The following is a 20,577-nucleotide window of genomic DNA, read 5'->3' on the forward strand; positions in this document are numbered from 1 at the left end:
TGCGCGCGCCTCGCAAGCTTTCTAAGCGGGGAAATGTGTATTTGCCAGACGTCTTCTCAATGACCATGTTCGATGCCGCCTTGCTGTTTCTCGCGGGTTTTGTCTCCGGCGCGGTCAATGCCGTCGCCGGCGGCGGCACTTTCGTTACCTTCGGCGCCATGACTTTGGTCGGCGTGCCGCCGATCGTCGCCAACGCCACCTCCTCGGTGACGCAGTTTCCCGGCTACATCACCTCGACGCTCGCCTATCTCGACGACTTAAGGCATTTCTGGCGCCAGGCGCTGCTGCTCTGCGTGATCTCCGCCTGCGGCGCGCTGGCGGGATCGCTGATCCTGCTTGCGCTGTCCAATCCGTCGTTCCGCGCCCTGGTCCCCTGGCTGCTCATCGCCGCGACCGCGCTGTTCGCTGCCGGACCGTGGCTGAAGCCTGCGGCCGGACCGGAGCATAAGGCCTCGCTCGGCTCATTCGCCGGATCGCTCGCCCAGTTCGCGACCTCCGTTTATGGCGGCTTCTTCGGCGCCGGCATGGGCGTGATGATGCTGGCGACGCTCGGCCTGACGCAGGCCGGTGACTACCACCGGCTCAATGCGTTGAAGAACATGCTGGCCGTGGTCATCGCTGCCATCGCCATCCTGGTCTTCACCTCGGGGGGCGTCGTCGCTTGGCCGCAGGCGATCGTCATGATTCCGGGCGGCGCGCTCGGCGGCTATGCCGGTGTCTGGATCGCCAAGCGCGTGCCGCAAGGCGTCGTGCGCGGCTTCGTCGTCGCCGTCGGCCTGCTTCTGGCGTTTTATTATTTCACCAAGGGCTGAGAACCATGATCCCGAACCGCAGGACCGCGTAAGCGAAAAGCGGGAACCGGTTTTCGGAAAAAGATCATGGTCAGACAAAAAGGACGATCGCCCCGGGCTACCGGGGCGGATCGGACGCCAGCAAGTCCGGCCGCCGTTCCCGGGTCAGCTTCTCGGCCTCGGCGCGCCGCCATTCCGCGATCTTCTTGTGATTGCCGGAAATCAGCACCTCGGGGATCGGCCTGCCCTCGAATTCCTGCGGCCGCGTGTAATGCGGATGCTCGAGCAGGCCATTCTCGAAACTTTCCTCCTCGCCCGAGACGACGTTGCCCATGACGCCGGGCAACAACCGCACCACGGCATCGAGCAGCACGAGCGCGGCGGGCTCGCCGCCCGACAGGATGAAATCGCCGACCGAGACTTCCTCCAGCCCGCGCGCCTCGATCAGCCGCTGGTCGACGCCTTCGAAGCGTCCGCACAGGATCACGGCGCCCGGACCATCGGCCAGCTCGCGAACGCGCGTCTGCGTCAACGGTTTGCCGCGCGGGCTCATCAGCAGGCGCGGGCGCGGATCGCCCGGCGGCGAGGCGTGGTCGATGGCCTTGGCCAGCACATCGGCGCGCATTACCATGCCGGCGCCGCCGCCGGCCGGCGTGTCGTCGACCGTGCGGTGTTTGTCGGAGGCGAAATCGCGGATCTGGATCGCCTGCAGCGACCACGTGCCGGCCTCCAGCGCGCGGCCGGCCAGCGACAGGCCAAGCGCGCCCGGGAACATCTCCGGATAGAGCGTCAGCACCGAGGCGGCAAAGCTCAACGGTTGCCCCCGGCATCCTTCGGTCCGCGCGGCCTGCCTTTCGGATCGAAACCGGACCGGCTTGGCGCCTCGCTTTCCTCGTCATCGACCAGTCCCGCCGCAAGCGGATTGATCTCGACGAACCCGTCGGCGATCGAGACATGCGGCACCGCGGCCTGCGTGAACGGGATCAGCACGCCCTTGCGGCCGGCAAGCGTGACGTCGAGGATGTCGCCGCCGCCGAAATTATGCACGGCGACGACCTTGCCGATGACACCCGTATCGTCCCTGACATCGAGGCCGATGAGATCGGCGTGATAGAACTCGTCCTCCTCGCCGTCGTCCGGCAGCACCGAACGGTCGACGAACAGCTCGGTGCCGGCCAACGCCTCGGCGGCATTGCGGTCGCCGATGCCCTTGAAGCGCACGACGACGACGGTACCCGCCGGCCTGATATCCATGATCTGGAAGGTGCGGCCGTCCTTGGTATGAAGCAGGCCGTAATCGGCCAGCGCCATCGGATCGCCGGTAAAGGTTTTCACCCGCAACTCGCCCTTGATGCCGTGCGCGGCACCGATGACACCCATCTGTACGGGGTTTTCGAGCTTCGACATCGGCGCCACTTCCTTTGCTCTGCTCTAACCCCCTGAAGCCGCCATTTCAATGACGGCCTCTTCACCGCTTCCTAACCCGCATGCCTGAAACTGCCGGAAACCGGAAAACGCCCATGCAGGAATTCCTCATCCCGGCAAAACCCGACCTTCAGGCGGCGCGTGAGACCTGGCTGAAGATGCTGGCGCGCGAGCGCCGGCTGTCGCCGGAAACGGTCGAGGCCTATGAGCGCGACACGCGCCAATTCCTGCATTTCCTGACCGGACACCGCGGCGGCCCGCCGGGCATTTCGGACATCGCCGACCTGCGCCCCGCCGACCTGCGCGGCTTCCTCGCCGCGCGCCGCAACACCGGCGCAGGCGCCCGCACGCTGGGGCGCGGCCTTGCCGGCATCCGCTCGCTGCTGCGCTTTCTCGAAAGGCGAGGTCTCGCCAACGCGGCGGGTGCGGCGGCACTGCGCGCGCCGCGCCAGCCGAAATCGCTGCCCAAGCCGCTGACGGCAAGCGACGCCAAGCAGGTCGTCGCCGTGGAAGGCCAGCTCGCCGACGAGCCCTGGATCGCCGCCCGCAACGCCGCCGTGCTGACGCTGCTCTATGGCTCCGGCCTGCGCATTTCGGAAGCGCTCGGCCTGACCGGCGCCGATTTCGCCTCCGAAGCCGACACCGTGCTGCGCGTCACCGGCAAGGGCGGCAAGACGCGGCTGGTGCCGGTGCTGCCTGTCGCGTTGCGCGCGGTCGCCGAATACCGCCGGCTCTGTCCTTTCCATATCGATCCCAAGGGCCTGCTGTTCCGCGGCGCCCGTGGCGGCCCGCTCAACCCGGCCATCGTCCAGCGCGAGATGGCGAAGCTGCGCTCGGCGCTGAACCTGCCGGACACCGCGACGCCGCATGCCCTGCGCCATTCCTTCGCCACTCATCTGCTCGGCCGTGGCGGCGACCTGCGCACCATCCAGGAACTGCTCGGCCACGCCAGCCTGTCGACCACCCAGATCTATACCGGCGTCGACACGGCAAGGCTGCTCGACATCTATGAGAAGGCGCATCCCAGGGCGTGACGCCTTTGGCGTTGTGCGAGGCCTTCGGACGTCGTCATTCCAGGGCGTAGCGAAGCGGAGACCCTGGAATGACGACGCGATGGGCATTGCGGCCAATCGTCAAAGCATTCCCCAACAACTCAAGCGAACGTCAAAGCTCACCGGACCGCAAACAATTTCACTCTCCCAGTTAACCGTTTTGCCGCTTTTCATCGCTATGACGCTTCCTCATGAAACGCGTCATCGCCATCGCCGACCGCGCGGCCCTTGTCTCGTTGAAGCTGCTTGCGGCGCTCAACCTGCTGTTTTTCCTGTCTTTCATCGTCGTTCTGCTACTCGCCGTCCGGGCGCATGCCGAAGCGCCCAGTTGCGCCGGCACCGATCTTTTGACCGCGCTGGAAAAGAACGATCCCGCCGCCTTCAAGAAGGTCGAGACCGAGGCGGCTGCCGTTCCCAACGGCAAGGGCCTGCTGTGGAAGCTGGAGAAGCCGGGCGAAAAACCATCCTACCTGTTCGGCACCATGCACATGACCGATACGCGCGTCACCACGCTGCCGGCTGCTGCGCAAAAGGCCTATGACGGCGCCAGCACCATCATCATCGAAACCACCGATGCGCTCGACAAGGCCAAGATGATGGGCGCGATGGCCAGCGAACCCGGGCTGATGATGTTCACCGACAACACCACGCTGTCGTCGTTATTGTCACCTGAGGATGCTGCGGCGCTGGACAAGGGGCTCGACGCCCGCGGCATTCCGCCGGCGACGGTCGCCAAGATGAAGCCGTGGATCCTGTCGGCGATGATGGCGTTGCCGGCCTGCGAGGTGGCGCGCCAGACCGCCGGCGAACCGGTGCTGGACGTCAAGCTCGCGTCGGACGCGAAGGCCTCGGGAAAAGACGTCGAAGGGCTCGAAACCGCCGTCGACCAGTTGCGCGCCATGGCCTCGCTGCCGCTCGAATTCCACATGAAGAGCCTGGTCGAGACGATGAAGCTCGGCGACAAGGTGAACGACGTCAACGAGACGATGATCGTGCTCTACCAGCGAGGCGAGGTCGGCATGTTCTGGCCGCTGTTCCGGGCCGTGTTGCCGGACTCGGCCGACGACAAGGCCGGCTATGCCGCCTTCGAGCAGACCATGATCACCAGCCGCAACAAGGTGATGGCGGCGCATGCCGGGCCGATATTGGCCAAAGGCAACGTCTTCATGGCCGTTGGCGCCATGCATCTGCCCGGTCCGGAAGGACTGGTCGAGGATTTTCGCAAGGCAGGGTATAGTGTTACCGCCGTCAACTGAGTCGTCTGGCGGTTGGCGGACCTGAAAACGCCGGTTTTTTCAGCGCTTTCCGTCCGTCCGCGTGAAACCCATTGCGGGATCCATGCGTTGATGGCTGTTATTTTGATGCTTTCATCCAAGGAGGACACGTTTCATGGCGAACCCTAACGACCCCTTCACCCCTTCGAGCACGCCTCCCAAGTCGGGTGGTGGCGGCAGCGGATGGCTGATCGCCCTAGTTGTCATTATCCTGGCCATTGTTGCGTATTATGTCTTTGGCAGAAGCGGCGGCGTGCATGCCCCGGCTCCGGCTGAGCCACCGGCCGCGAGCACGCCGGCCCCAGCGCCTGCCATGAAGCCTGCCGAACCGGCGCCTGCCCCGGCTCCTGCGCCTGCGCCCACGCCGGCTCCCGCACCGGCCCCGGCTCCCGCGCCCGCCCCTGCGCCAGCTCCGGCACCGGCACCGGCACCTGCGCCGGCTCAGTAATCAGGCCCAATCCAACGATGAACGGCCCGCCGAAAGGCGGGCCGTTTTGTTTGGGGCAACCACGCCTTCGTCATCCTCGGGCGAGGATCCATGCCGTGACCGTTGCCATAATGTGCAACAGCGCAGAATTCTGTAACCGTTGCAACGCCTTAGCGTCACGGCATGGATCCGAGGGCCTGCGCGCGTCGCTTCGCTCCTTGCTCCGCCCTAGGATGACGAAATCGCGGGGTACGGCTCTTGCCGACTAAATATGAATCGGCTTGAAGAACGTCGCCAGCGCCGCTTCCTTCACCGCCTCCGACATCGTCGGATGCGCATGGCAGGTGCGGGCGAGGTCTTCCGAGGAGCCGCCGAACTCCATCAGCACCGCCGCCTCGTGGATCATCTCGCCGGCGCCGAAGCCGACGATATGGACGCCGAGCACGCGGTCGCTGGCCTTGTCGGCCAGGATCTTCACGAAACCGTCGGTGTGCAGCATGGCTCGCGCGCGGCCATTGGCGCTGAACGGGAATTTTCCGACCTTGTAGTCGATGCCGGCTTTCTTCAGTTCCTCCTCGGTCTTGCCGACCGAGGCGATCTCCGGGCTGGTGTAGACGACGCTCGGGATGACGTCATAGTTCACATGGCCGGCCTGGCCGGCGATCGTCTCGGCCACCGCCACGCCCTCGTCCTCGGCCTTGTGCGCCAGCATCGGCCCGGCGATCACATCGCCGATGGCGTAGATGCCGGGCATATTGGTCCTGAGATGGCCGTCGGTCTTGACCCGGCCGCGCTCGTCGACCTCGACGCCCGCCTCTTTCAAACCGAGACTGTCGGCATAGGGACGCCGGCCCGTGGCGACCAGCACCACATCCGCCTCGATGGTTTCGGCGGCACCGCCCTTGACCGGCTCGAAGGTGACGCTGGCGCCCTTCTTGGCCTTGGCGACGCCGGTGACCTTGGCGCCGAGCTTGAACTCGAAACCCTGCTTGGACAACAGCCGCTGGAACTGTTTCGAAACCTCGCCGTCCATGCCGCCGAGGATATTGTCGAGGAACTCGACGACCGTGACCTTGGCGCCGAGCCTGGCCCACACCGAGCCGAGCTCCAGCCCAATGACGCCGCCGCCGACCACCACGAGGTTGGCGGGCACCTTGGCCAGCGACAGCGCGCCGGTGGAGGAGACGATCACCTTCTCGTCGAAATCGACCTTGACGCCCGGAATTCCAGCGACATCGGAGCCGGTGGCGATGACGATGTTCTTCGTCTCGATCTCCTCGACTTTGCCGTCCTCGCCGGTGACCGAGACCTTGCCGGCGCCGGTCACCTTGCCGGTGCCGCGGAAGGAATCGATCTTGTTCTTCTTGAACAGGAAGGCGACGCCGTTGACGTTGGAGGCGACCGTCGCGTCCTTGTGAGCCATCATCTTCTTCAGATTGAGCTTCGGCGCGTCGACCTCGACGCCGAGCGTATCGAAGGCATGGCCGGCCTCGGCGAACATCTCGGAAGCGTGGAGCAGCGCCTTCGAGGGAATGCAGCCGATGTTGAGGCAGGTGCCCCCGAAGGTGGCGTTCTTCTCGACCACCGCCGTCTTCAGGCCGAGCTGCGCCGCCTTGATGGCGCAGACATAGCCGCCCGGTCCCGATCCGATGATTACGACGTCATATGCCATGATGGTGTCCTTCTTACCGGGCCTTCAGCGGCCGCCGCTCACATTCAGGATCGCGCCTGTTATATAGGAGGCCGCATCCGACAGAAGATAGAGAACCGCGCTCGCGACTTCATCCGATGTGCCCGCGCGTTTCATCGGCAGCAGATCCTGCATCCGCGCCACGCGATCGGGCTGGCCGCCCGAGGCGTGGATTTCGGTTTCGGTGATACCGGGACTGACCGCATTGACGCGCACACCCTCCATCGCGACTTCACGCGCGAGCCCGATGGTCATGGTGTCGATCGCGCCCTTGGAGGCGGCGTAGTCGACATATTCGCCGGACGAGCCGAGCCTGGCTGCCGCCGAGGACAGGTTGACGATGGCGCCGCCCTTGCCGCCATGCCGCGTCGACATGCGCTTCACCGCTTCGCGCGCGCAAAGGAAGGAGCCGACGACGTTGATGCGCATCATGCGCTCCAGCCGCGCCACGCTCATCTCGTCGACGCGCGCCTTGACGTCGACGATGCCGGCATTGTTGACGAAGGCGTCGAGCCGGCCGAAGACCCGGTCCACCGCCTCGAACATCGCGATCACGTCGGCCTCGTTGCCGACGTCGCCCTTGACGGCAAAGGCATCGCCGCCGCCGGCCTTGAGCTCGGCGACCAGCGCATCGGCCGCCGCCTGGTTGGCGACATAGTTGACCGCCACGCGGTAGCCGGCCTGGCTCGCCTGCCGGCAGATAGCGGCGCCGATGCCGCGGCTGCCGCCGGTGACCAGCAGCGTCTTCTTGTCGCCGTTCATTCCTGGCAGCCTTTCAGCACGAAGATGTCCCATGGCACTTTCGAAAGGCCGGCGGGACCATAAGCGGCCGACATTTCGAGCGACGGCCCGAGATCGGGTACGATCAGGCTTTTCGGCGCATCGGCGCCTTCGGCGGGTAGCAAGCCGATTGTGCCCTTGTCGTCGGCGCTGTAGATGACGCCTTCCCAGACCGTGCAGGCTGCAAGCTCCTCGCCGGTGACGTCGCCGGTCGGGCATTTGTACATCAAAGAGCCGTGCGGCCGCGCGGCGCTGCCCTCAGTCCACATGGCGATGCCGTCGAGCACGACATTGTTGTCGAGGATCATGCGGAAAGTGTTGGTGATCGTCGCCGAGGTGCCGGTCGGGGTGAAATCGATCTCGGCGCCGCTCTGCGCCTCGCCATAGACGGCAAGCTGGATCGGACAGGCCGCTTGGGCGCTGGAGCCCACGGCTGTGAGAGCCAGCGACCCGGCCATAAATCCGATCATGGGCAAGGCGGCGTTCGTCATCAGTTGGCCTGCTCGCCCTCGCGGCCATCGGCGTTTTCGAGCACGCCGAAATCGGTCATCAAGACCAGCGGATCGCCGGCTGCGTCCAGTCCCCAGAAGGACGGGTAGAAACCATCGCCCCAGCCGCTCCAGAACATGGCGATGTTGACCGGATTGCCGGCGGCCGGATGATGCATGACGAACCGGTCCTGGTTGGGCGCGAACTCGGCCGCCAGCACATCGTCATAGTAGTTCCGATCGGGTTTGAGCTTGGCCTGCGCGGCCGACATCAAGGCCATCGCGGCCTTGTCCATGAACGAGCCGAGGCCGGCATCGACGGGGTAGCCGAAGATTTCGTCGCCATTCAGCGTCGAAACGTCCTGGTCGGGCAAGGTTGCGAGCTCCCAGCGCACCGGCACGCCGGAACGGAAGCGGAGGAATGCGGCGGCCACGCGACCCTGCGCCTCGAACAGCGTGACCCGGTAGCGCCCGGGCTTCACCCTGCGGCTCAGCGCCGGCCAGTCGTCGGTCGTGATCAGAGGATCGCAGGCGATGATCTCGCCGGTCGGAAGTTCGAGCTCGCCGATCGGCGTGGCGGTGATCTTGCGCTCCGCCAATTGTACGTCGCTGAGCGCAAAGATGCCGAAATTGCTGCTGGCCGTTGCCGGATCCCAGTCGGCGGCGACTGCCAGCGACGGGATCGCGGCGGAGAGGCCAAGCGGGACGATACTGCGCCGGAACACCCGCATCGAACCCCGCGCCACTCGGCCGAGCTTGAAACCGAACCTTTCCAGCCAGCCGCTCACGGCGCGACCGGTCCGATCACAGATCGAGCACCAGCCGCTCGGGGTCCTCCAGGCTTTCCTTGACGCGCACGAGGAAGGTCACCGCTTCCTTGCCGTCGACGATGCGGTGGTCGTAGCTGAGCGCCAGGTACATCATCGGCCGGATGACGATCTGGCCGCCGACCACCATCGGCCGCTCCTGGATCTTGTGCATGCCGAGGATGCCGGACTGCGGCGCGTTGAGGATCGGCGTCGACATCAGCGACCCGTAGACGCCGCCGTTGGAGATGGTGAAGGTGCCGCCCTGCATGTCGGCGACCGAGAGCTTGCCGTCGCGCGCGGCGAGGCCCAGCCGGCCGATCTCCTTCTCGATCTCGGCGATGGACATCTGGTCGGCGTCGCGCACCACCGGCACCACCAGGCCCTTGTCGGTGCCGACGGCGACGCCGACATGGGCGAAGTTCTTGTAGATGATGTCGGTGCCGTCGATCTCGGCATTGACCGCCGGGATCTCCTTGAGCGCATGCGTCACCGCCTTGGTGAAGAAGCCCATGAAACCGAGCTTCACGCCATGCTTCTTCTCGAACACGTCCTTGTATTTAGCCCTGAGCGCCATCACCGCGCTCATATCCACCTCGTTGAAGGTGGTGAGCATGGCGGCGGCCGATTGCGCTTCCTTCAAACGGCGCGCGATGGTCTGGCGCAATTTGGTCATGCGCACGCGCTCCTCGCGCGGCGCATCGTCGGCCGAGGACGGCGCGCGGGCCGCAACTGGCGCGGGAGCCGCCTTCGGCGTCTCGGCCGGCTGCGAGGGCGCGCCCTTGGCGATGGCATCGAGCACGTCGCCCTTCAGCACCTGGCCGCGCTTGCCGGAACCGGAAAGCTGGTCGACCGCAAGGTTGTGCTCCGCAATCAGCTTGGCCGCGGCGGGTGCCGGCGGCATGGTGCGCGGCTCGATGGCGCCGCCGTCGCCGGCGACCCTGGCGGTCTCGGCGGCGGCCTGCTTGACCGTGGAAGCGGCATCCGGGCTCGAGGCCTGTGCCACCGCCTGCGGCTTCGTGGCCGGAGCGGCAGCCGCGCCGCCTGCCGAAATCGAGCCGAGCAGCGCGCCGACATTGACCGTCTCGCCTTCCTTGACGGCGATCTCCGCCAGCGTTCCAGCGCCCGCGGCGGGCACTTCCACCGTCACCTTGTCGGTTTCGAGCTCGACCACCGGCTCGTCGGCGGCGATCGCGTCGCCGACCTTCTTGAACCACTTGCCGACGGTCGCCTCGGTGACGGATTCGCCGAGAGTGGGGACGCGGATTTCGGTAGCCATTGTGCCTGTCCGTTGTCTTCTTGAGGTCTGTTTCGTCCGGTCTTCTATTCGCCCAGGGCCCTATTCGCCGAGAGCATCGTCGAGCAACGCGGCGAGCTGGCTGAGATGCTTCGACATCAGCCCTGTCGCCGGCGAGGCCGAGGCCGGCCGGCCGGTATAGCGCACCCGCTGATGCTTTGCGTCGATATGCGCCAGCACCCATTCGAGATAGGGATCGATGAACGACCAGGCGCCCATGTTCTTGGGCTCCTCCTGGCACCACACCATCTCGGCGTTGCGGAAACGCGACAACTCGGTGATCAGCGCCTTGGCCGGGAACGGATAGAGTTGTTCGACGCGCAAAAGGTAGATGTCGTTGATGCCGCGCTTCTCGCGCTCCTCGTAAAGGTCGTAGTAGACCTTGCCCGAGCACAGCACGACGCGGCGTATCTTCGAATCCTTCACCAGCTTGATCGCCTGGTTCGGCAGCAGCTGAGCATCGTCCCACAACAGGCGGTGGAACGAGCTTTCGCCCGACATTTCCGGCAGCGTCGAAACCGCCCGCTTGTGGCGCAGCAGCGACTTCGGCGTCATCAGGATCAGCGGCTTGCGGAAGTCGCGCTTCAACTGCCGGCGCAGGATGTGGAAATAATTAGCCGGCGTGGTGACATTGGCGACCTGCATGTTGTCTTCGGCGCAGAGCTGCAGGAAGCGCTCCAGGCGGGCCGACGAATGCTCCGGTCCCTGGCCTTCATAGCCATGCGGCAAGAGACACACGAGGCCCGACATTCTCAGCCACTTGCGCTCGCCCGACGAGATGAACTGGTCGAACACCACCTGGGCGCCGTTGGCGAAATCGCCGAACTGCGCCTCCCAGAGCGTCAGCGCCTTGGGCTCGGCAAGGCTGTAGCCATATTCGAAACCCAGCACCGCCTCTTCCGACAGCATCGAGTTGATGACTTCGTAACCGGCCTGCGCCGCCGACAGGTTGTTGAGCGGGATGTAGCGGGTCTCGTCGCGCTGGTCGTAAAGCACCGAATGGCGTTGCGAGAAAGTGCCGCGTTCCGAATCCTGGCCGGAGAGCCGGATCGGGTTGCCATCGAGCAGGATGGCGCCGAAGGCCAGCGCCTCGGCCGTCGACCAGTCGATGCCTTCGCCGGATTCGATCGCCTGACGGCGGTTTTCGAGGAAGCGCAGGATGGTCTTGTGCGCCTCGAAATCCTTCGGCACCTCTGTCAGCTTCTTGCCGATCTCCTTCAGCGTGCGCACCGGCACGGCGGTCTTGCCGCGCCGCTGTTCGTCCTGGTTGTCGGCGGTGCGCAGGCCCGACCACGCACCGTCCAGCCAGTCGGCCTTGTTCGGCTTGTAGCTCTGGCCGACTTCCCATTCGGCTTCCAGGTGCGCGCGCCAGTCGGCCCGCATCTTGTCGACCTCGGCCTGGGTGATATGGCCTTCGGCGATCAGCCGGTCGGCATAGACCTGCACCACCGTCTTATGGGTACGGATGTTGCGGTACATGATCGGCTGGGTGAAGGCCGGCTCGTCGCCTTCATTGTGGCCGAAGCGGCGGTAGCAGAACATGTCCACCACCACCGGCTTGTGGAACTTCATGCGGAACTCGGTCGCGACCTTGGCGGCATGCACCACCGCCTCCGGGTCGTCGCCGTTGACGTGGAAGATCGGCGCCTCGATCATCTTGGCCACGTCCGATGGATAGGGCGAGGAGCGCGAGAAGCGCGGATTGGTGGTGAAGCCGATCTGGTTGTTGATGATGACGTGCAGCGTGCCGGCGACGCGATGACCGCGCAGGCCCGACAGGCCGAGAATCTCGGCGATCACGCCCTGGCCGGCAAAGGCCGCGTCGCCGTGCAGCAGCAGCGGCATCACCTTGGCGCGCTCCGACAGCGGCACCACCTCGCCGCGCTCGCGGCCGGAAAGCTGGTCCTGCTTGGCGCGCGCCTTGCCCATCACGACAGGGTCGACGATTTCCAGATGCGATGGGTTGGCGGTCAGCGACAGATGCACCTTGTTGCCGTCGAACTCGCGGTCCGACGAGGCGCCGAGATGGTACTTGACGTCGCCCGAGCCTTCGACCTCGTCGGGCGCCGCGGAGCCGCCCTTGAATTCGTGGAAGATGGCGCGATGCGGCTTCGCCATCACCTGGGAAAGCACGTTGAGGCGGCCGCGATGCGCCATGCCGAGCACGATTTCCTTCAGCCCGAGCTGGCCGCCGCGCTTGACGATCTGCTCCAGCGCCGGGATCAGCGATTCGCTGCCGTCGAGGCCAAAGCGCTTGGTGCCCTTGTACTTGACGTCGATATACTGCTCGAAGCCCTCGGCCTCGACCAGCTTCGACAGGATCGCCTTCTTGCCGGTGGCGGTGAAAGTGATCTCCTTGTCGGCGCCTTCGATGCGCGCCTGGATCCAGGCCTTCTCTTCCGGATCGGAAATGTGCATGAACTCGACGCCGAGCGTCGAGCAATAGGTGCGGGTCAGGATGTCCAGCATCTGCCGGACGGTGCCGAATTCGAGCCCCAGCACATTGTCGAGGAAGATCGGCCGGTCGTAATCGGCTGCCGTGAAGCCGTAATTCTCCGGCGACAGCTCGTTATAATCCTCCAGCGGCTTGGCGATGCCGAGCGGATCGAGATTGGCGTGCAGATGGCCGCGCATGCGGTAGGCACGGATCATCATGATGGCGCGCACGGAATCGCGTGTTGCCTGGTGCACGTCGGCGTCGGACAGGACGACGCCGTTGGTGACCGCCTTGTCCTTGACCTTCTTTTCCAGATGCTTCTCGACGATACCCCAATTGCCGTCTAGCGCCGACACCAGCTCGCCATTGGCCTGCAGCGGCCAGGAGGGCTTCGCCCAGGAGGCGCCCTTGGCGTTCTTGCGGACGTCGCCCGCGTCGTCCTTCAGCGCGGCGAAGAAATCCTGCCACTCCGGATCGACCGAGGCCGGATTGTCCTCATAGGCCGCATAGAGCGCGTCGATATAATCGGCATTGCCGCCATAGAGGAATGAGGTGAGCGAGAATTGGTCGTTGGCCTGATCGTGTCTTGCCATGTCGTTTCAGCGGAGCCTGGCTCCGTCTCCTTTTTAGGGAATAGTGAGTAGGCAGTAGTGAGTAGAAAGATAAAAATCCCCGCTCAGCTGCTGCTCGCCCGCTCGTCCCTTTTTCACTACTGACTACTGCCTGCTCACTACTGCCTTAACCCTTGATCGCCTCGACCAGCGTCGTGCCCAGGCGCGCCGGCGACGGCGAAACTTTGATGCCGGCCGATTCCATCGCCGCGATCTTGTCTTCCGCGCCGCCCTTGCCGCCGGAGATCACGGCGCCCGCATGGCCCATGGTGCGGCCGGCCGGCGCCGTGCGCCCGGCGATGAAGCCCGCCATGGGTTTCTTGCGGCCGCGCTTGGCTTCGTCCTTGAGGAACTGCGCGGCGTCTTCCTCGGCCGAGCCGCCGATCTCACCGATCATGATGATCGACTTGGTCTCGTCGTCCGCGAGGAACATTTCCAAAACGTCGATGAACTCGGTGCCCTTGACCGGGTCGCCGCCGATGCCGACAGCCGTGGTCTGGCCGAGGCCTACATTGGTGGTCTGGAAGACTGCCTCATAGGTAAGTGTTCCCGAGCGGGAAACAACGCCGACCGAACCCTTGCGGAAGATGTTGCCGGGCATGATGCCGATCTTGCATTCGTCGGGGGTGAGCACGCCCGGGCAGTTCGGTCCGATCAGCCGCGAAGTGGAGCGGTCGAGCCGCGCCTTGACCTTGACCATGTCCATCACCGGAATGCCTTCGGTGATGCACACGATCAGCGGGATCTCGGCCTCGATCGCTTCGATGATGGCTTCACCGGCGCCTGCCGGCGGCACATAGATGACGGAGGCGTTGGCGCCGGTCTTTTCCTTGCCCTCGGCAACGGTGGCGAAGATCGGCAGGCTCTCGCCCTTCGAACCGGCCCAGGTCTCGCCGCCTTTCTTCGGATGGATGCCGCCCACCATCTTGGTGCCGTGATAGGCCAGCGCCTGCTCGGTATGGAACGTGCCGGTCTTGCCGGTCAGACCCTGAACCAGAACCTTGGTATTCTTGTCGATGAGAATGGACATGGGTGGGAACGCCTCTGAATTCAGCGATTACAAGAATGGATTGACGGCTCGGACCGAGCCGTAGATCTGATTGTGGTTGAGATCTTCGGTGTAGAAAATCGGCGCGCCGAGGCGCTCCGCGGCTGCGAGCAACGCCGCGTCGTAGTATTGGATCTGGTATCGCTGACGCATCCAGAATCCCCGCCGGATAATGGCCGCATCCAGGACCGTGAACGGCATTGAAGAAAGATAGTCGACCCAGCGATCAACGACGGTCGCCGGCAGCCCGATCTTGGCCCGCGTTGCGGCGTTGACGAACTCTGCGATGGTCTGGGCCGAAACGCCAAAGACCTCATTGAGAACAAGCGCTCGACAGATAGCCGATTTTCGCGGGTCATCCGGTCTTCTTTCTGCGGCGCGTATCAGAATGTTGGTGTCCAGAAAGCTGGTCGTCGCCACGGCTGCGGCTGAGCTCCTTGAGATTTGTGCCAGGCTCAAATTCGAGCGGCGATTCTTCCATCAACTGCTTCATACCGGCTCTCGCCCAGGCAATCCGGTCTTCCTGCTCAACCTCGTGCGCGAGTAGCGAACGGATAAGGGCGTTAAGCGTCGTCTGCCGACGCCCGGCAAGGCCGCGCGCCTTTTCGAGCAGAGCTTCGTCAATGGCCAGGGTGACGTTCTTCATCGTCCGACTCCACATAAATACACAGGGTTAATATGTGTGATTATGTGTAATTTTTCAACTGCCTCGATCTCCATCGGTCAGGCTTCCTTCATCTCGGAAGGCGAAACGCGCCGGTAAAGGCCGCTCACCATGTCTTGCCAGGCATCGCTGCCGGGGGGCTTGAACTGGAGATTCATGCGATAAGTGTCGGCGCCGTCAAAGCCATATGCCACGCGGGCGGCACCACGCGGCGACGACCGTTCGAGAGTAAGCTCGTTGCCGTTCCAGCTGCCGGTGGCCGGTGACATCGGCACGAACCCCATCGAATCGAACTGGTGCATGGTGACGAGGCTGTTCTGCTGGTCGAAGCCGAACACATTGTGCGCGCCGAACGAAATCGTGCCGTCGCGGCGCTGGCGATAGCGCTGTACCACGAACAGGCCGCCGAACTCAGCCTCCGCCAGCACTTCCGACGTCGCCATGCCGGCATCGGTCCATTGCGTGGCCGCGACCTCTTCCTCGCCACGCCACGCGCCGACCAATGCCTGCAGGCGTTGGTGACCGTCGGAGAGGGAAGAGAAGGGCGCAGCGTTCATGGCTCAGAGCCGCTTCAGGTCGGTGACAGTGAGGTGACTCCGGGCATTGCCGGTGTTCAAGGTCGTCGCCGGCTCGAACATCAGCACCACCGGCTCCAAGCTCAGCGAGCGCGGCCGGTGCTCGACGCCGCGCGGCACGACGATGAAATCGCCCTCGCCGAGCTCGACCGGCCCATCGCGAAAATCGATGGCGATCCTGCCGCGCAGCACGAGGAAGGCCTCGTCCTCATTGTCATGCGCGTGCCAGTCGAAGGTCTCGCCGAACTTGGCGACCTTGGCCTGGCTGTCATTGACGTCGCCGGCGATATGCGGATCGAAGACCTTGGCGATCTTCGCGTCCGCGGCCTCGACCAGGTTTATCTTGCGCGGAGGCATCCGCTTTAGCCCTTCACCGCCTTGACGATCTTCTTGGCCGCGTCGTCGAGATCATCGGCCGACACGACGTTGAGGCCGCTGTCGTTGATGATCTTCTTGCCGAGCTCGGCATTGGTGCCTTCGAGGCGAACGACCAGCGGCACCTTCAGGCCGACGTCCTTGACCGCGGCGATCACGCCTTCGGCGATGACGTCGCACTTCATGATGCCGCCGAAAATGTTGATCAGGATGCCTTCGACCGCCGGATCCTTGGTAATGATCTTGAACGCCGCCGTGACTTTTTCCTTGGAAGCGCCGCCGCCGACGTCGAGGAAATTAGCCGGCTCAGCGCCGTAGAGCTTGATGATGTCCATCGTCGCCATGGCGAGGCCGGCGCCGTTGACCATGCAGCCGATATTGCCGTCGAGCGCGACATAGGCGAGGTCGTATTTCGACGCCTCGATCTCCTTCTCGTCCTCTTCGGTGGTGTCGCGCAGCTCCATCACGTCCGGATGGCGGAACAGCGCGTTGTTGTCGAACGACACTTTCGCGTCGAGCACGCGCAGGCGGCCGTCCTTCATCACGATCAGCGGATTGACCTCGAGCAGGCTCATATCCTTCTCGATAAAGGCCTTGTAGAGGATCGGGAACAGCGTGCCGCCATCCTTGGCGGCATCGCCGTCCAGCTTCAGCGCGGCGTTGAGCTTCTTCACGTCATCGGCCGTCACGCCCTTTTCCGGATCGATGGCGACGGTGACGATCTTTTCGGGCGTATCGTGCGCGACCGTCTCGATGTCCATGCCGCCCTCGGTCGACACGACGAAGGCGATGCGGCCGACGGAGCGGTCGACCAGGATCGACAGATAGAGCTCGCGCGCAATGTCGGCGCCGTCCTCGATATAGAGGCGGTTGACCTGCTTGCCGGCAGGCCCGGTCTGCTTGGTGACCAGCGTGTGGCCGAGCATCTCGTTGGTGTTGGCGACCACTTCGGCCGCCGACTTCGCCAGCCGCACGCCGCCCTTGGCGTCTGGGCCGAGCTCCTTGAACTTGCCCTTGCCGCGGCCGCCGGCATGGATCTGGCTCTTCACGACATAGAGCGGGCCGGGCAACGCCTTGGCGGCGGCTTCCGCCTCGCTTGCCTTGAACACTGGAACGCCGCTTGCTACCGGCGCGCCGAAAGTCTTCAGCAACGCCTTGGCCTGATACTCATGGATGTTCATGCGCTTGGTCTCCGCGATTACTTGCCGGCGAGATTACTTGCTGGCGAGATGAGGGGCGATCTTGGTGCAGGCCTCGGTCAGGCCCTGGACGGCCGCGACTGAGGAATCGAACATCTTCTGCTCGGCCTTGGAGAGGTCGATCTCGATGACGCGCTCGACACCGCCGGCGCCGATCACCACCGGAACGCCGACATAGGTGCCCTTGACGCCATACTGGCCGGAGAGGTGTGCGGCGCAGGGCAGCACGCGCTTCTTGTCCTTGAGGTAGGCTTCGGCCATCGAGATGGCCGAGGCAGCCGGCGCATAATAGGCGGAGCCGGTCTTCAACAGGCCGACGATCTCGGCGCCGCCATCGCGGGTGCGCTGCACGATCTGGTCGAGCTTTTCCTTCGAGGTCCAGCCCATCTTGACGAGGTCGGGCAGCGGAATGCCGGCCACCGTCGAATAGCGGATCATCGGCACCATCGAGTCGCCATGGCCGCCGAGCACGAAGGCGGTGACGTCCTCGACCGAAACCTTGAACTCTTCGGCAAGAAAGTAGCGGAAACGCGACGAGTCCAGCACGCCGGCCATGCCGACGACATGGCTGCTCGGCAGGCCCGAGAACTTCTGCAGCGCCCAGACCATGGCGTCGAGCGGGTTGGTGATGCAGATGACGAAGGCCTTCGGCGCGTATTTCTTGAGTCCCGCGCCGACCTGTTCCATGACCTTGAGATTGATGCCCAGAAGATCGTCACGGCTCATGCCCGGCTTGCGCGGCACGCCGGCGGTGACGATGCAGACATCCGCGCCCTCGATTCCGGCATAATCGTTGACGCCGGTCAGCCGGGAATCGAAGCCGTCGACCGGCGACGACTGGGCGATATCGAGGCCCTTGCCCTGCGGAATGCCCTCGGCGATATCGAACAGCACCACGTCGCCGAGATCCTTGAGGCCGATCATATGGGCGAGCGTGCCGCCGATCATGCCCGAGCCGATGAGCGCTATCTTATTGCGTGCCATGTGAGGATGTTTTCCCTTTGTCTGTGACGAGACCGTGACGGGGCCGGGAGGCCGGAAGGATGCGGGGAAACCGCGAGATTTAGCCGCACCGAATAACTCCGGCACGGAAGAAATTCAAACGATTATTTTCGATCCAACATTTTCAATCGGTTAGATGCATCGGGAATTACGTAAACGTCAAAATTTGTGAGCCGACCGAAGAGAATTTACACAATGAACGTCGAAATCAGAAGGCTTCATCCCGGCGATGACGCCCTTGTGATACGGGTGGCCGGAGAAGTGTTCGACGAGCTGTGCGACCGGACCGTCTAGCCGCCTATCTCGCCTCGCCCGGCCATTTCATGATCGTGGCGATAATTGACGAAATCATGGTCGGCAGCGCATGCCCCCGAAACCGGATCCGCACGGGGAGTACGTCTATCGGCTTACGAAGTTGGCCAAAGAGCCCTCATCGTCATGTATGGACGAGTGGACGAGTGTTTGTAGCTATCCCTGCGCTTGCCTTGCTTCCGCAGGCCGCGCGACCTCCCGCCGTTCCGCCCAGCCGTCCAGCCAGTCGCGGCTCTGCATCTCGACCAGGCGCGAGGCGGTGCGTTCGAATTCGAACACCTCCGTGCCGCGCTTGGCCGTGTAGAGACCTTCGGGCGGCGCCGCCGCACTCATCACCAGCCGCATGCGATGGTCGTAGAGCGTGTCGATCAAGAGGATGAAGCGCTTGGCCTCGTTGCGCTTGCCTTCGCCCAGCACCGGCACATGGTCGATGAAGACGGTCGAGAAGCGGCCGGCGATCGCCAGATAGTCGCGTGCGCCGAGCGGCTTTTCGCAGAGGTCGGCAAAGGAAAAGCGCGCCGCATCGCCGGCCGCGCGCGGCACCACGAGATGGCGGCCTTTCAGCGTCAACGTCACCTCGCCGGCCGGCTGGCCATGCGTCATCGCCTTCCAGGCGTCGTCCAGCGCGCGGTCGGCCGCAGCATTGTCCGGCGTGACATAGACCGGCTGGCGGTTGAGCTTTTCCTGCCGGTAGTCTTTGTCGGCATCCAGCGTCATCACCTCGGCATTGCGTTCCAGCAGCGAAATGAACGGCAGGAAGAGCTGGCGGTTCAGCCCGTCGCGATAAAGGTTCTCCGGCGCCACGTTGGAGGTGGCAACCAGCACCACCCCGCCGGCAAACAGCGCCGAGAACAGGCGCGACAGGATCATCGCGTCGGCGATGTCGGTGACTGAGAACTCGTCGAAGCACAGCACCCAGGCTTCGTCGGCGAGCGCGCGGGCCACCGGCGGGATCGGGTCGTCTTCCTTGACCGTGCCGTCCTTGCGCGCCTGCCGGTGCTTCTGGATGCGGTCCTGCACATCGGCCATGAAGTCGTTGAAATGCACGCGGCGCTTGCGCCGGACCGGCAGCAGCTCGAAGAGCATGTCCATCAGCATGGTCTTGCCGCGACCGACGCCGCCATGGATGTAGAGGCCTTTGACCGGCTCGCGCGGCTGCCGCTTGGCCGCGAACAGCCAGCCCAGCGCGCTCGATTTCTGCGCCAGCCTTTTGGCCGAGATCTCTTCGATCAACCGGTCGAGCGCGGCGACGATACGCTCCTGCGCCGGGTCGCGCGCGACAACGCCGTTCAGGACGAGATGATCGTAGCGCTGCCTGACGGTCGCATGGGTCTGGAGGCCGTCACGCAGGTGCATGGTTCACGTCACTTATATCGAGCAGAATGCTCTAAGGAAGTCGCCAAGGGTGTGCTGAGATTCAGGTCAGGCCGAGCCGAGAATGGGTGGCTTCCGAGAACCGGCCTACGCCGGCCGTTGCCTTCATAGGGCGGAGACACTTATGAGGGCTTCGGCCGGCGAAGGCCGGAAGCGCAGGAAGTCGCCATTCGCAGGCCGGCATCACCTGAATATCAGCATACCCTTACCTTGTAAGCGAGATGGGCTGGCCGCTGGAAGTCTGGCCGTCGAACTTTTCGCCGCCCGAGGAATAGAGCCTGGCCAGCGTGCCGCCGTTTTCGTCGTAGAGCGTCAGCTGCTTGCCGGCGACATTCCATGACTTGATGCCGTCGATCGGAGCCGGGCAGTGCAACGGGCCGGCGCGGTAGCCGGCGCCGAACTTGGTCTGCGGCGTCGCCACCTTGCAGCTTTGCCCGGAGACATTGACGTTCCACACGCCGGCGACGCTGGCCGCGGTGAGATCGGTGGCGCCGGCGGGCGCCGTACCGTTCGGCGGCAGCGAGGCTACCTGGGTGTTCTTCGGAGCGGTCGGGAATTGCGACGCGCCGGGAGAGGCCGGCGGCGGCAACTGATTCTGCGTCACCGTGCCGGAAGGCGCCGGCGTCAGCGGCGCCGGCTGCTGGTCGTCCATCGACGAGAAGCGCGAGGTCGAGCAGCCGCTCGCAACCAGCGCGGCCAGCGCTACGGCCACAAGGCCAGTTCTGGAAAAGGGGCCAGTCTTCGAAAAATTCATTTCCAACCTCCGTCGGATCTGGCCGGGGGGAGCCATCCGCGCAATGTTCGCTTCCACCAAGATGGCGAAGGTGGCAGAATTTCAACCTGATATGGTTAAAATAGGGTTTTCGAGGCGGCTGTTGTAAATTTGTCGCATGGAGGGCCGGCGCCGGGAAGATGCTGGAAGCAGTCCTCTAAATTATTGAAATACCGCT

At 64.3% G+C, this 20,577-nt stretch carries 20 protein-coding genes; 3 read left to right on the forward strand and 17 right to left on the reverse strand.

What is annotated here, in order from left to right; translation table 11 throughout:
* Positions 1-59 precede the first annotated feature (59 nt).
* A complete protein-coding gene (locus tag ACWGS9_RS10065; protein WP_454505099.1) occupies positions 60-812 on the forward strand; it encodes a sulfite exporter TauE/SafE family protein in 753 nt (250 codons plus the stop codon).
* A 97-nt stretch (positions 813-909) separates the two neighbouring features.
* Here the strand turns inward: ACWGS9_RS10065 and trmD are convergent, their stop codons facing one another.
* Positions 910-1,605, reverse strand: a complete 696-nt coding sequence (gene trmD / locus ACWGS9_RS10070) for a tRNA (guanosine(37)-N1)-methyltransferase TrmD (RefSeq protein ID WP_454505100.1) — start codon at positions 1,603-1,605, stop codon at positions 910-912.
* Entirely contained in the window at positions 1,602-2,198 is a 597-nt protein-coding gene (gene rimM, locus ACWGS9_RS10075) for a ribosome maturation factor RimM (RefSeq protein WP_454505101.1), read from the reverse strand. The genes trmD and rimM overlap by 4 nt, the downstream gene beginning before the upstream one ends.
* Before the next feature lie 113 nt (positions 2,199-2,311).
* On the opposite strand from rimM, the gene ACWGS9_RS10080 reads away from it, so the two are divergent.
* Positions 2,312-3,250 (forward strand): tyrosine recombinase XerC, encoded by a 939-nt coding sequence (locus ACWGS9_RS10080; RefSeq protein WP_454505102.1) that lies wholly within the window; start codon positions 2,312-2,314, stop codon positions 3,248-3,250.
* 209 nt (positions 3,251-3,459) lie between these two features.
* Positions 3,460-4,524 carry a TraB/GumN family protein gene (locus ACWGS9_RS10085; RefSeq protein ID WP_454505103.1) on the forward strand — a complete coding sequence of 355 codons (1,065 nt, stop codon included), beginning with the start codon at positions 3,460-3,462 and terminating at the stop codon, positions 4,522-4,524.
* Between the two features lie 710 nt (positions 4,525-5,234).
* Here ACWGS9_RS10085 and lpdA read toward each other — a convergent pair.
* From lpdA to ACWGS9_RS10160, 15 genes are all read right to left on the reverse strand, one after another.
* Complete coding sequence (gene lpdA, locus ACWGS9_RS10090; protein WP_454505104.1) at positions 5,235-6,641, reverse strand: dihydrolipoyl dehydrogenase; 1,407 nt, start codon at positions 6,639-6,641, stop codon at positions 5,235-5,237.
* Between the two features lie 24 nt (positions 6,642-6,665).
* Positions 6,666-7,421 (reverse strand): SDR family oxidoreductase, encoded by a 756-nt coding sequence (locus tag ACWGS9_RS10095; protein ID WP_454505105.1) that lies wholly within the window; start codon positions 7,419-7,421, stop codon positions 6,666-6,668.
* Complete coding sequence (locus ACWGS9_RS10100; RefSeq protein ID WP_454505106.1) at positions 7,418-7,930, reverse strand: hypothetical protein; 513 nt, start codon at positions 7,928-7,930, stop codon at positions 7,418-7,420. The genes ACWGS9_RS10095 and ACWGS9_RS10100 overlap by 4 nt, the downstream gene beginning before the upstream one ends.
* Entirely contained in the window at positions 7,930-8,658 is a 729-nt protein-coding gene (locus ACWGS9_RS10105) for a DUF4241 domain-containing protein (protein ID WP_454505182.1), read from the reverse strand. The genes ACWGS9_RS10100 and ACWGS9_RS10105 overlap by 1 nt, the downstream gene beginning before the upstream one ends.
* A 73-nt stretch (positions 8,659-8,731) precedes the next feature.
* On the reverse strand, positions 8,732-10,012 hold the full coding sequence (gene odhB, locus ACWGS9_RS10110) for a 2-oxoglutarate dehydrogenase complex dihydrolipoyllysine-residue succinyltransferase (RefSeq protein WP_454505107.1): 1,281 nt from the start codon (positions 10,010-10,012) through the stop codon (positions 8,732-8,734).
* Between the two features lie 60 nt (positions 10,013-10,072).
* A complete protein-coding gene (locus ACWGS9_RS10115; RefSeq protein WP_454505108.1) occupies positions 10,073-13,060 on the reverse strand; it encodes a 2-oxoglutarate dehydrogenase E1 component in 2,988 nt (995 codons plus the stop codon).
* Between the two features lie 145 nt (positions 13,061-13,205).
* A complete protein-coding gene (gene sucD / locus ACWGS9_RS10120; RefSeq protein WP_454505109.1) occupies positions 13,206-14,108 on the reverse strand; it encodes a succinate--CoA ligase subunit alpha in 903 nt (300 codons plus the stop codon).
* A 27-nt stretch (positions 14,109-14,135) separates the two neighbouring features.
* A complete protein-coding gene (locus ACWGS9_RS10125) occupies positions 14,136-14,546 on the reverse strand; it encodes a PIN domain-containing protein (protein ID WP_454505110.1) in 411 nt (136 codons plus the stop codon).
* Positions 14,482-14,772: a hypothetical protein gene (locus tag ACWGS9_RS10130; RefSeq protein WP_454505111.1), complete on the reverse strand. Its 291-nt coding sequence runs from the start codon at positions 14,770-14,772 to the stop codon at positions 14,482-14,484. Before ACWGS9_RS10130 ends, ACWGS9_RS10125 begins: the two co-directional genes overlap by 65 nt.
* Positions 14,773-14,849: 77 nt before the next feature.
* On the reverse strand, positions 14,850-15,347 hold the full coding sequence (locus tag ACWGS9_RS10135) for a DUF1579 family protein (protein WP_454505112.1): 498 nt from the start codon (positions 15,345-15,347) through the stop codon (positions 14,850-14,852).
* Positions 15,348-15,350: 3 nt separating this feature from the next.
* Positions 15,351-15,722 carry a cupin domain-containing protein gene (locus ACWGS9_RS10140; protein ID WP_454505113.1) on the reverse strand — a complete coding sequence of 124 codons (372 nt, stop codon included), beginning with the start codon at positions 15,720-15,722 and terminating at the stop codon, positions 15,351-15,353.
* 5 nt (positions 15,723-15,727) lie between these two features.
* Positions 15,728-16,921, reverse strand: a complete 1,194-nt coding sequence (gene sucC, locus ACWGS9_RS10145) for an ADP-forming succinate--CoA ligase subunit beta (RefSeq protein WP_454505114.1) — start codon at positions 16,919-16,921, stop codon at positions 15,728-15,730.
* Positions 16,922-16,954: 33 nt separating this feature from the next.
* Positions 16,955-17,923 (reverse strand): malate dehydrogenase, encoded by a 969-nt coding sequence (mdh, locus tag ACWGS9_RS10150; RefSeq protein WP_371011526.1) that lies wholly within the window; start codon positions 17,921-17,923, stop codon positions 16,955-16,957.
* Positions 17,924-18,409: 486 nt separating this feature from the next.
* Positions 18,410-19,609, reverse strand: coding sequence for a cell division protein ZapE (gene zapE / locus ACWGS9_RS10155; RefSeq protein ID WP_454505115.1), 1,200 nt, complete (start codon positions 19,607-19,609; stop codon positions 18,410-18,412).
* A 223-nt stretch (positions 19,610-19,832) separates the two neighbouring features.
* Positions 19,833-20,381, reverse strand: coding sequence for a protease inhibitor Inh/omp19 family protein (locus tag ACWGS9_RS10160; protein WP_454505116.1), 549 nt, complete (start codon positions 20,379-20,381; stop codon positions 19,833-19,835).
* Positions 20,382-20,577 lie beyond the last annotated feature (196 nt).

Source organism: Mesorhizobium sp. Arg314 (genome assembly GCF_053714275.1).

What these genes read in the sequence shown, in the direction of transcription:
- ACWGS9_RS10115 (WP_454505108.1), bottom strand. Translation starts at nt 13,060, where the DNA reads ATGGCAAGACACGATCAGGCCAACGACCAATTCTCGCTCACCTCATTC.
- sucC (WP_454505114.1), bottom strand. Translation starts at nt 16,921, where the DNA reads ATGAACATCCATGAGTATCAGGCCAAGGCGTTGCTGAAGACTTTCGGC.
- rimM (WP_454505101.1), bottom strand. Translation starts at nt 2,198, where the DNA reads ATGTCGAAGCTCGAAAACCCCGTACAGATGGGTGTCATCGGTGCCGCG.
- ACWGS9_RS10080 (WP_454505102.1), top strand. Translation starts at nt 2,312, where the DNA reads ATGCAGGAATTCCTCATCCCGGCAAAACCCGACCTTCAGGCGGCGCGT.
- ACWGS9_RS10100 (WP_454505106.1), bottom strand. Translation starts at nt 7,930, where the DNA reads ATGACGAACGCCGCCTTGCCCATGATCGGATTTATGGCCGGGTCGCTG.
- ACWGS9_RS10160 (WP_454505116.1), bottom strand. Translation starts at nt 20,381, where the DNA reads ATGAATTTTTCGAAGACTGGCCCCTTTTCCAGAACTGGCCTTGTGGCC.
- ACWGS9_RS10130 (WP_454505111.1), bottom strand. Translation starts at nt 14,772, where the DNA reads ATGAAGAACGTCACCCTGGCCATTGACGAAGCTCTGCTCGAAAAGGCG.
- ACWGS9_RS10140 (WP_454505113.1), bottom strand. Translation starts at nt 15,722, where the DNA reads ATGCCTCCGCGCAAGATAAACCTGGTCGAGGCCGCGGACGCGAAGATC.
- ACWGS9_RS10085 (WP_454505103.1), top strand. Translation starts at nt 3,460, where the DNA reads ATGAAACGCGTCATCGCCATCGCCGACCGCGCGGCCCTTGTCTCGTTG.
- odhB (WP_454505107.1), bottom strand. Translation starts at nt 10,012, where the DNA reads ATGGCTACCGAAATCCGCGTCCCCACTCTCGGCGAATCCGTCACCGAG.
- ACWGS9_RS10135 (WP_454505112.1), bottom strand. Translation starts at nt 15,347, where the DNA reads ATGAACGCTGCGCCCTTCTCTTCCCTCTCCGACGGTCACCAACGCCTG.
- ACWGS9_RS10065 (WP_454505099.1), top strand. Translation starts at nt 60, where the DNA reads ATGACCATGTTCGATGCCGCCTTGCTGTTTCTCGCGGGTTTTGTCTCC.
- ACWGS9_RS10105 (WP_454505182.1), bottom strand. Translation starts at nt 8,658, where the DNA reads ATGCGGGTGTTCCGGCGCAGTATCGTCCCGCTTGGCCTCTCCGCCGCG.
- lpdA (WP_454505104.1), bottom strand. Translation starts at nt 6,641, where the DNA reads ATGGCATATGACGTCGTAATCATCGGATCGGGACCGGGCGGCTATGTC.
- ACWGS9_RS10095 (WP_454505105.1), bottom strand. Translation starts at nt 7,421, where the DNA reads ATGAACGGCGACAAGAAGACGCTGCTGGTCACCGGCGGCAGCCGCGGC.
- mdh (WP_371011526.1), bottom strand. Translation starts at nt 17,923, where the DNA reads ATGGCACGCAATAAGATAGCGCTCATCGGCTCGGGCATGATCGGCGGC.
- sucD (WP_454505109.1), bottom strand. Translation starts at nt 14,108, where the DNA reads ATGTCCATTCTCATCGACAAGAATACCAAGGTTCTGGTTCAGGGTCTG.
- zapE (WP_454505115.1), bottom strand. Translation starts at nt 19,609, where the DNA reads ATGCACCTGCGTGACGGCCTCCAGACCCATGCGACCGTCAGGCAGCGC.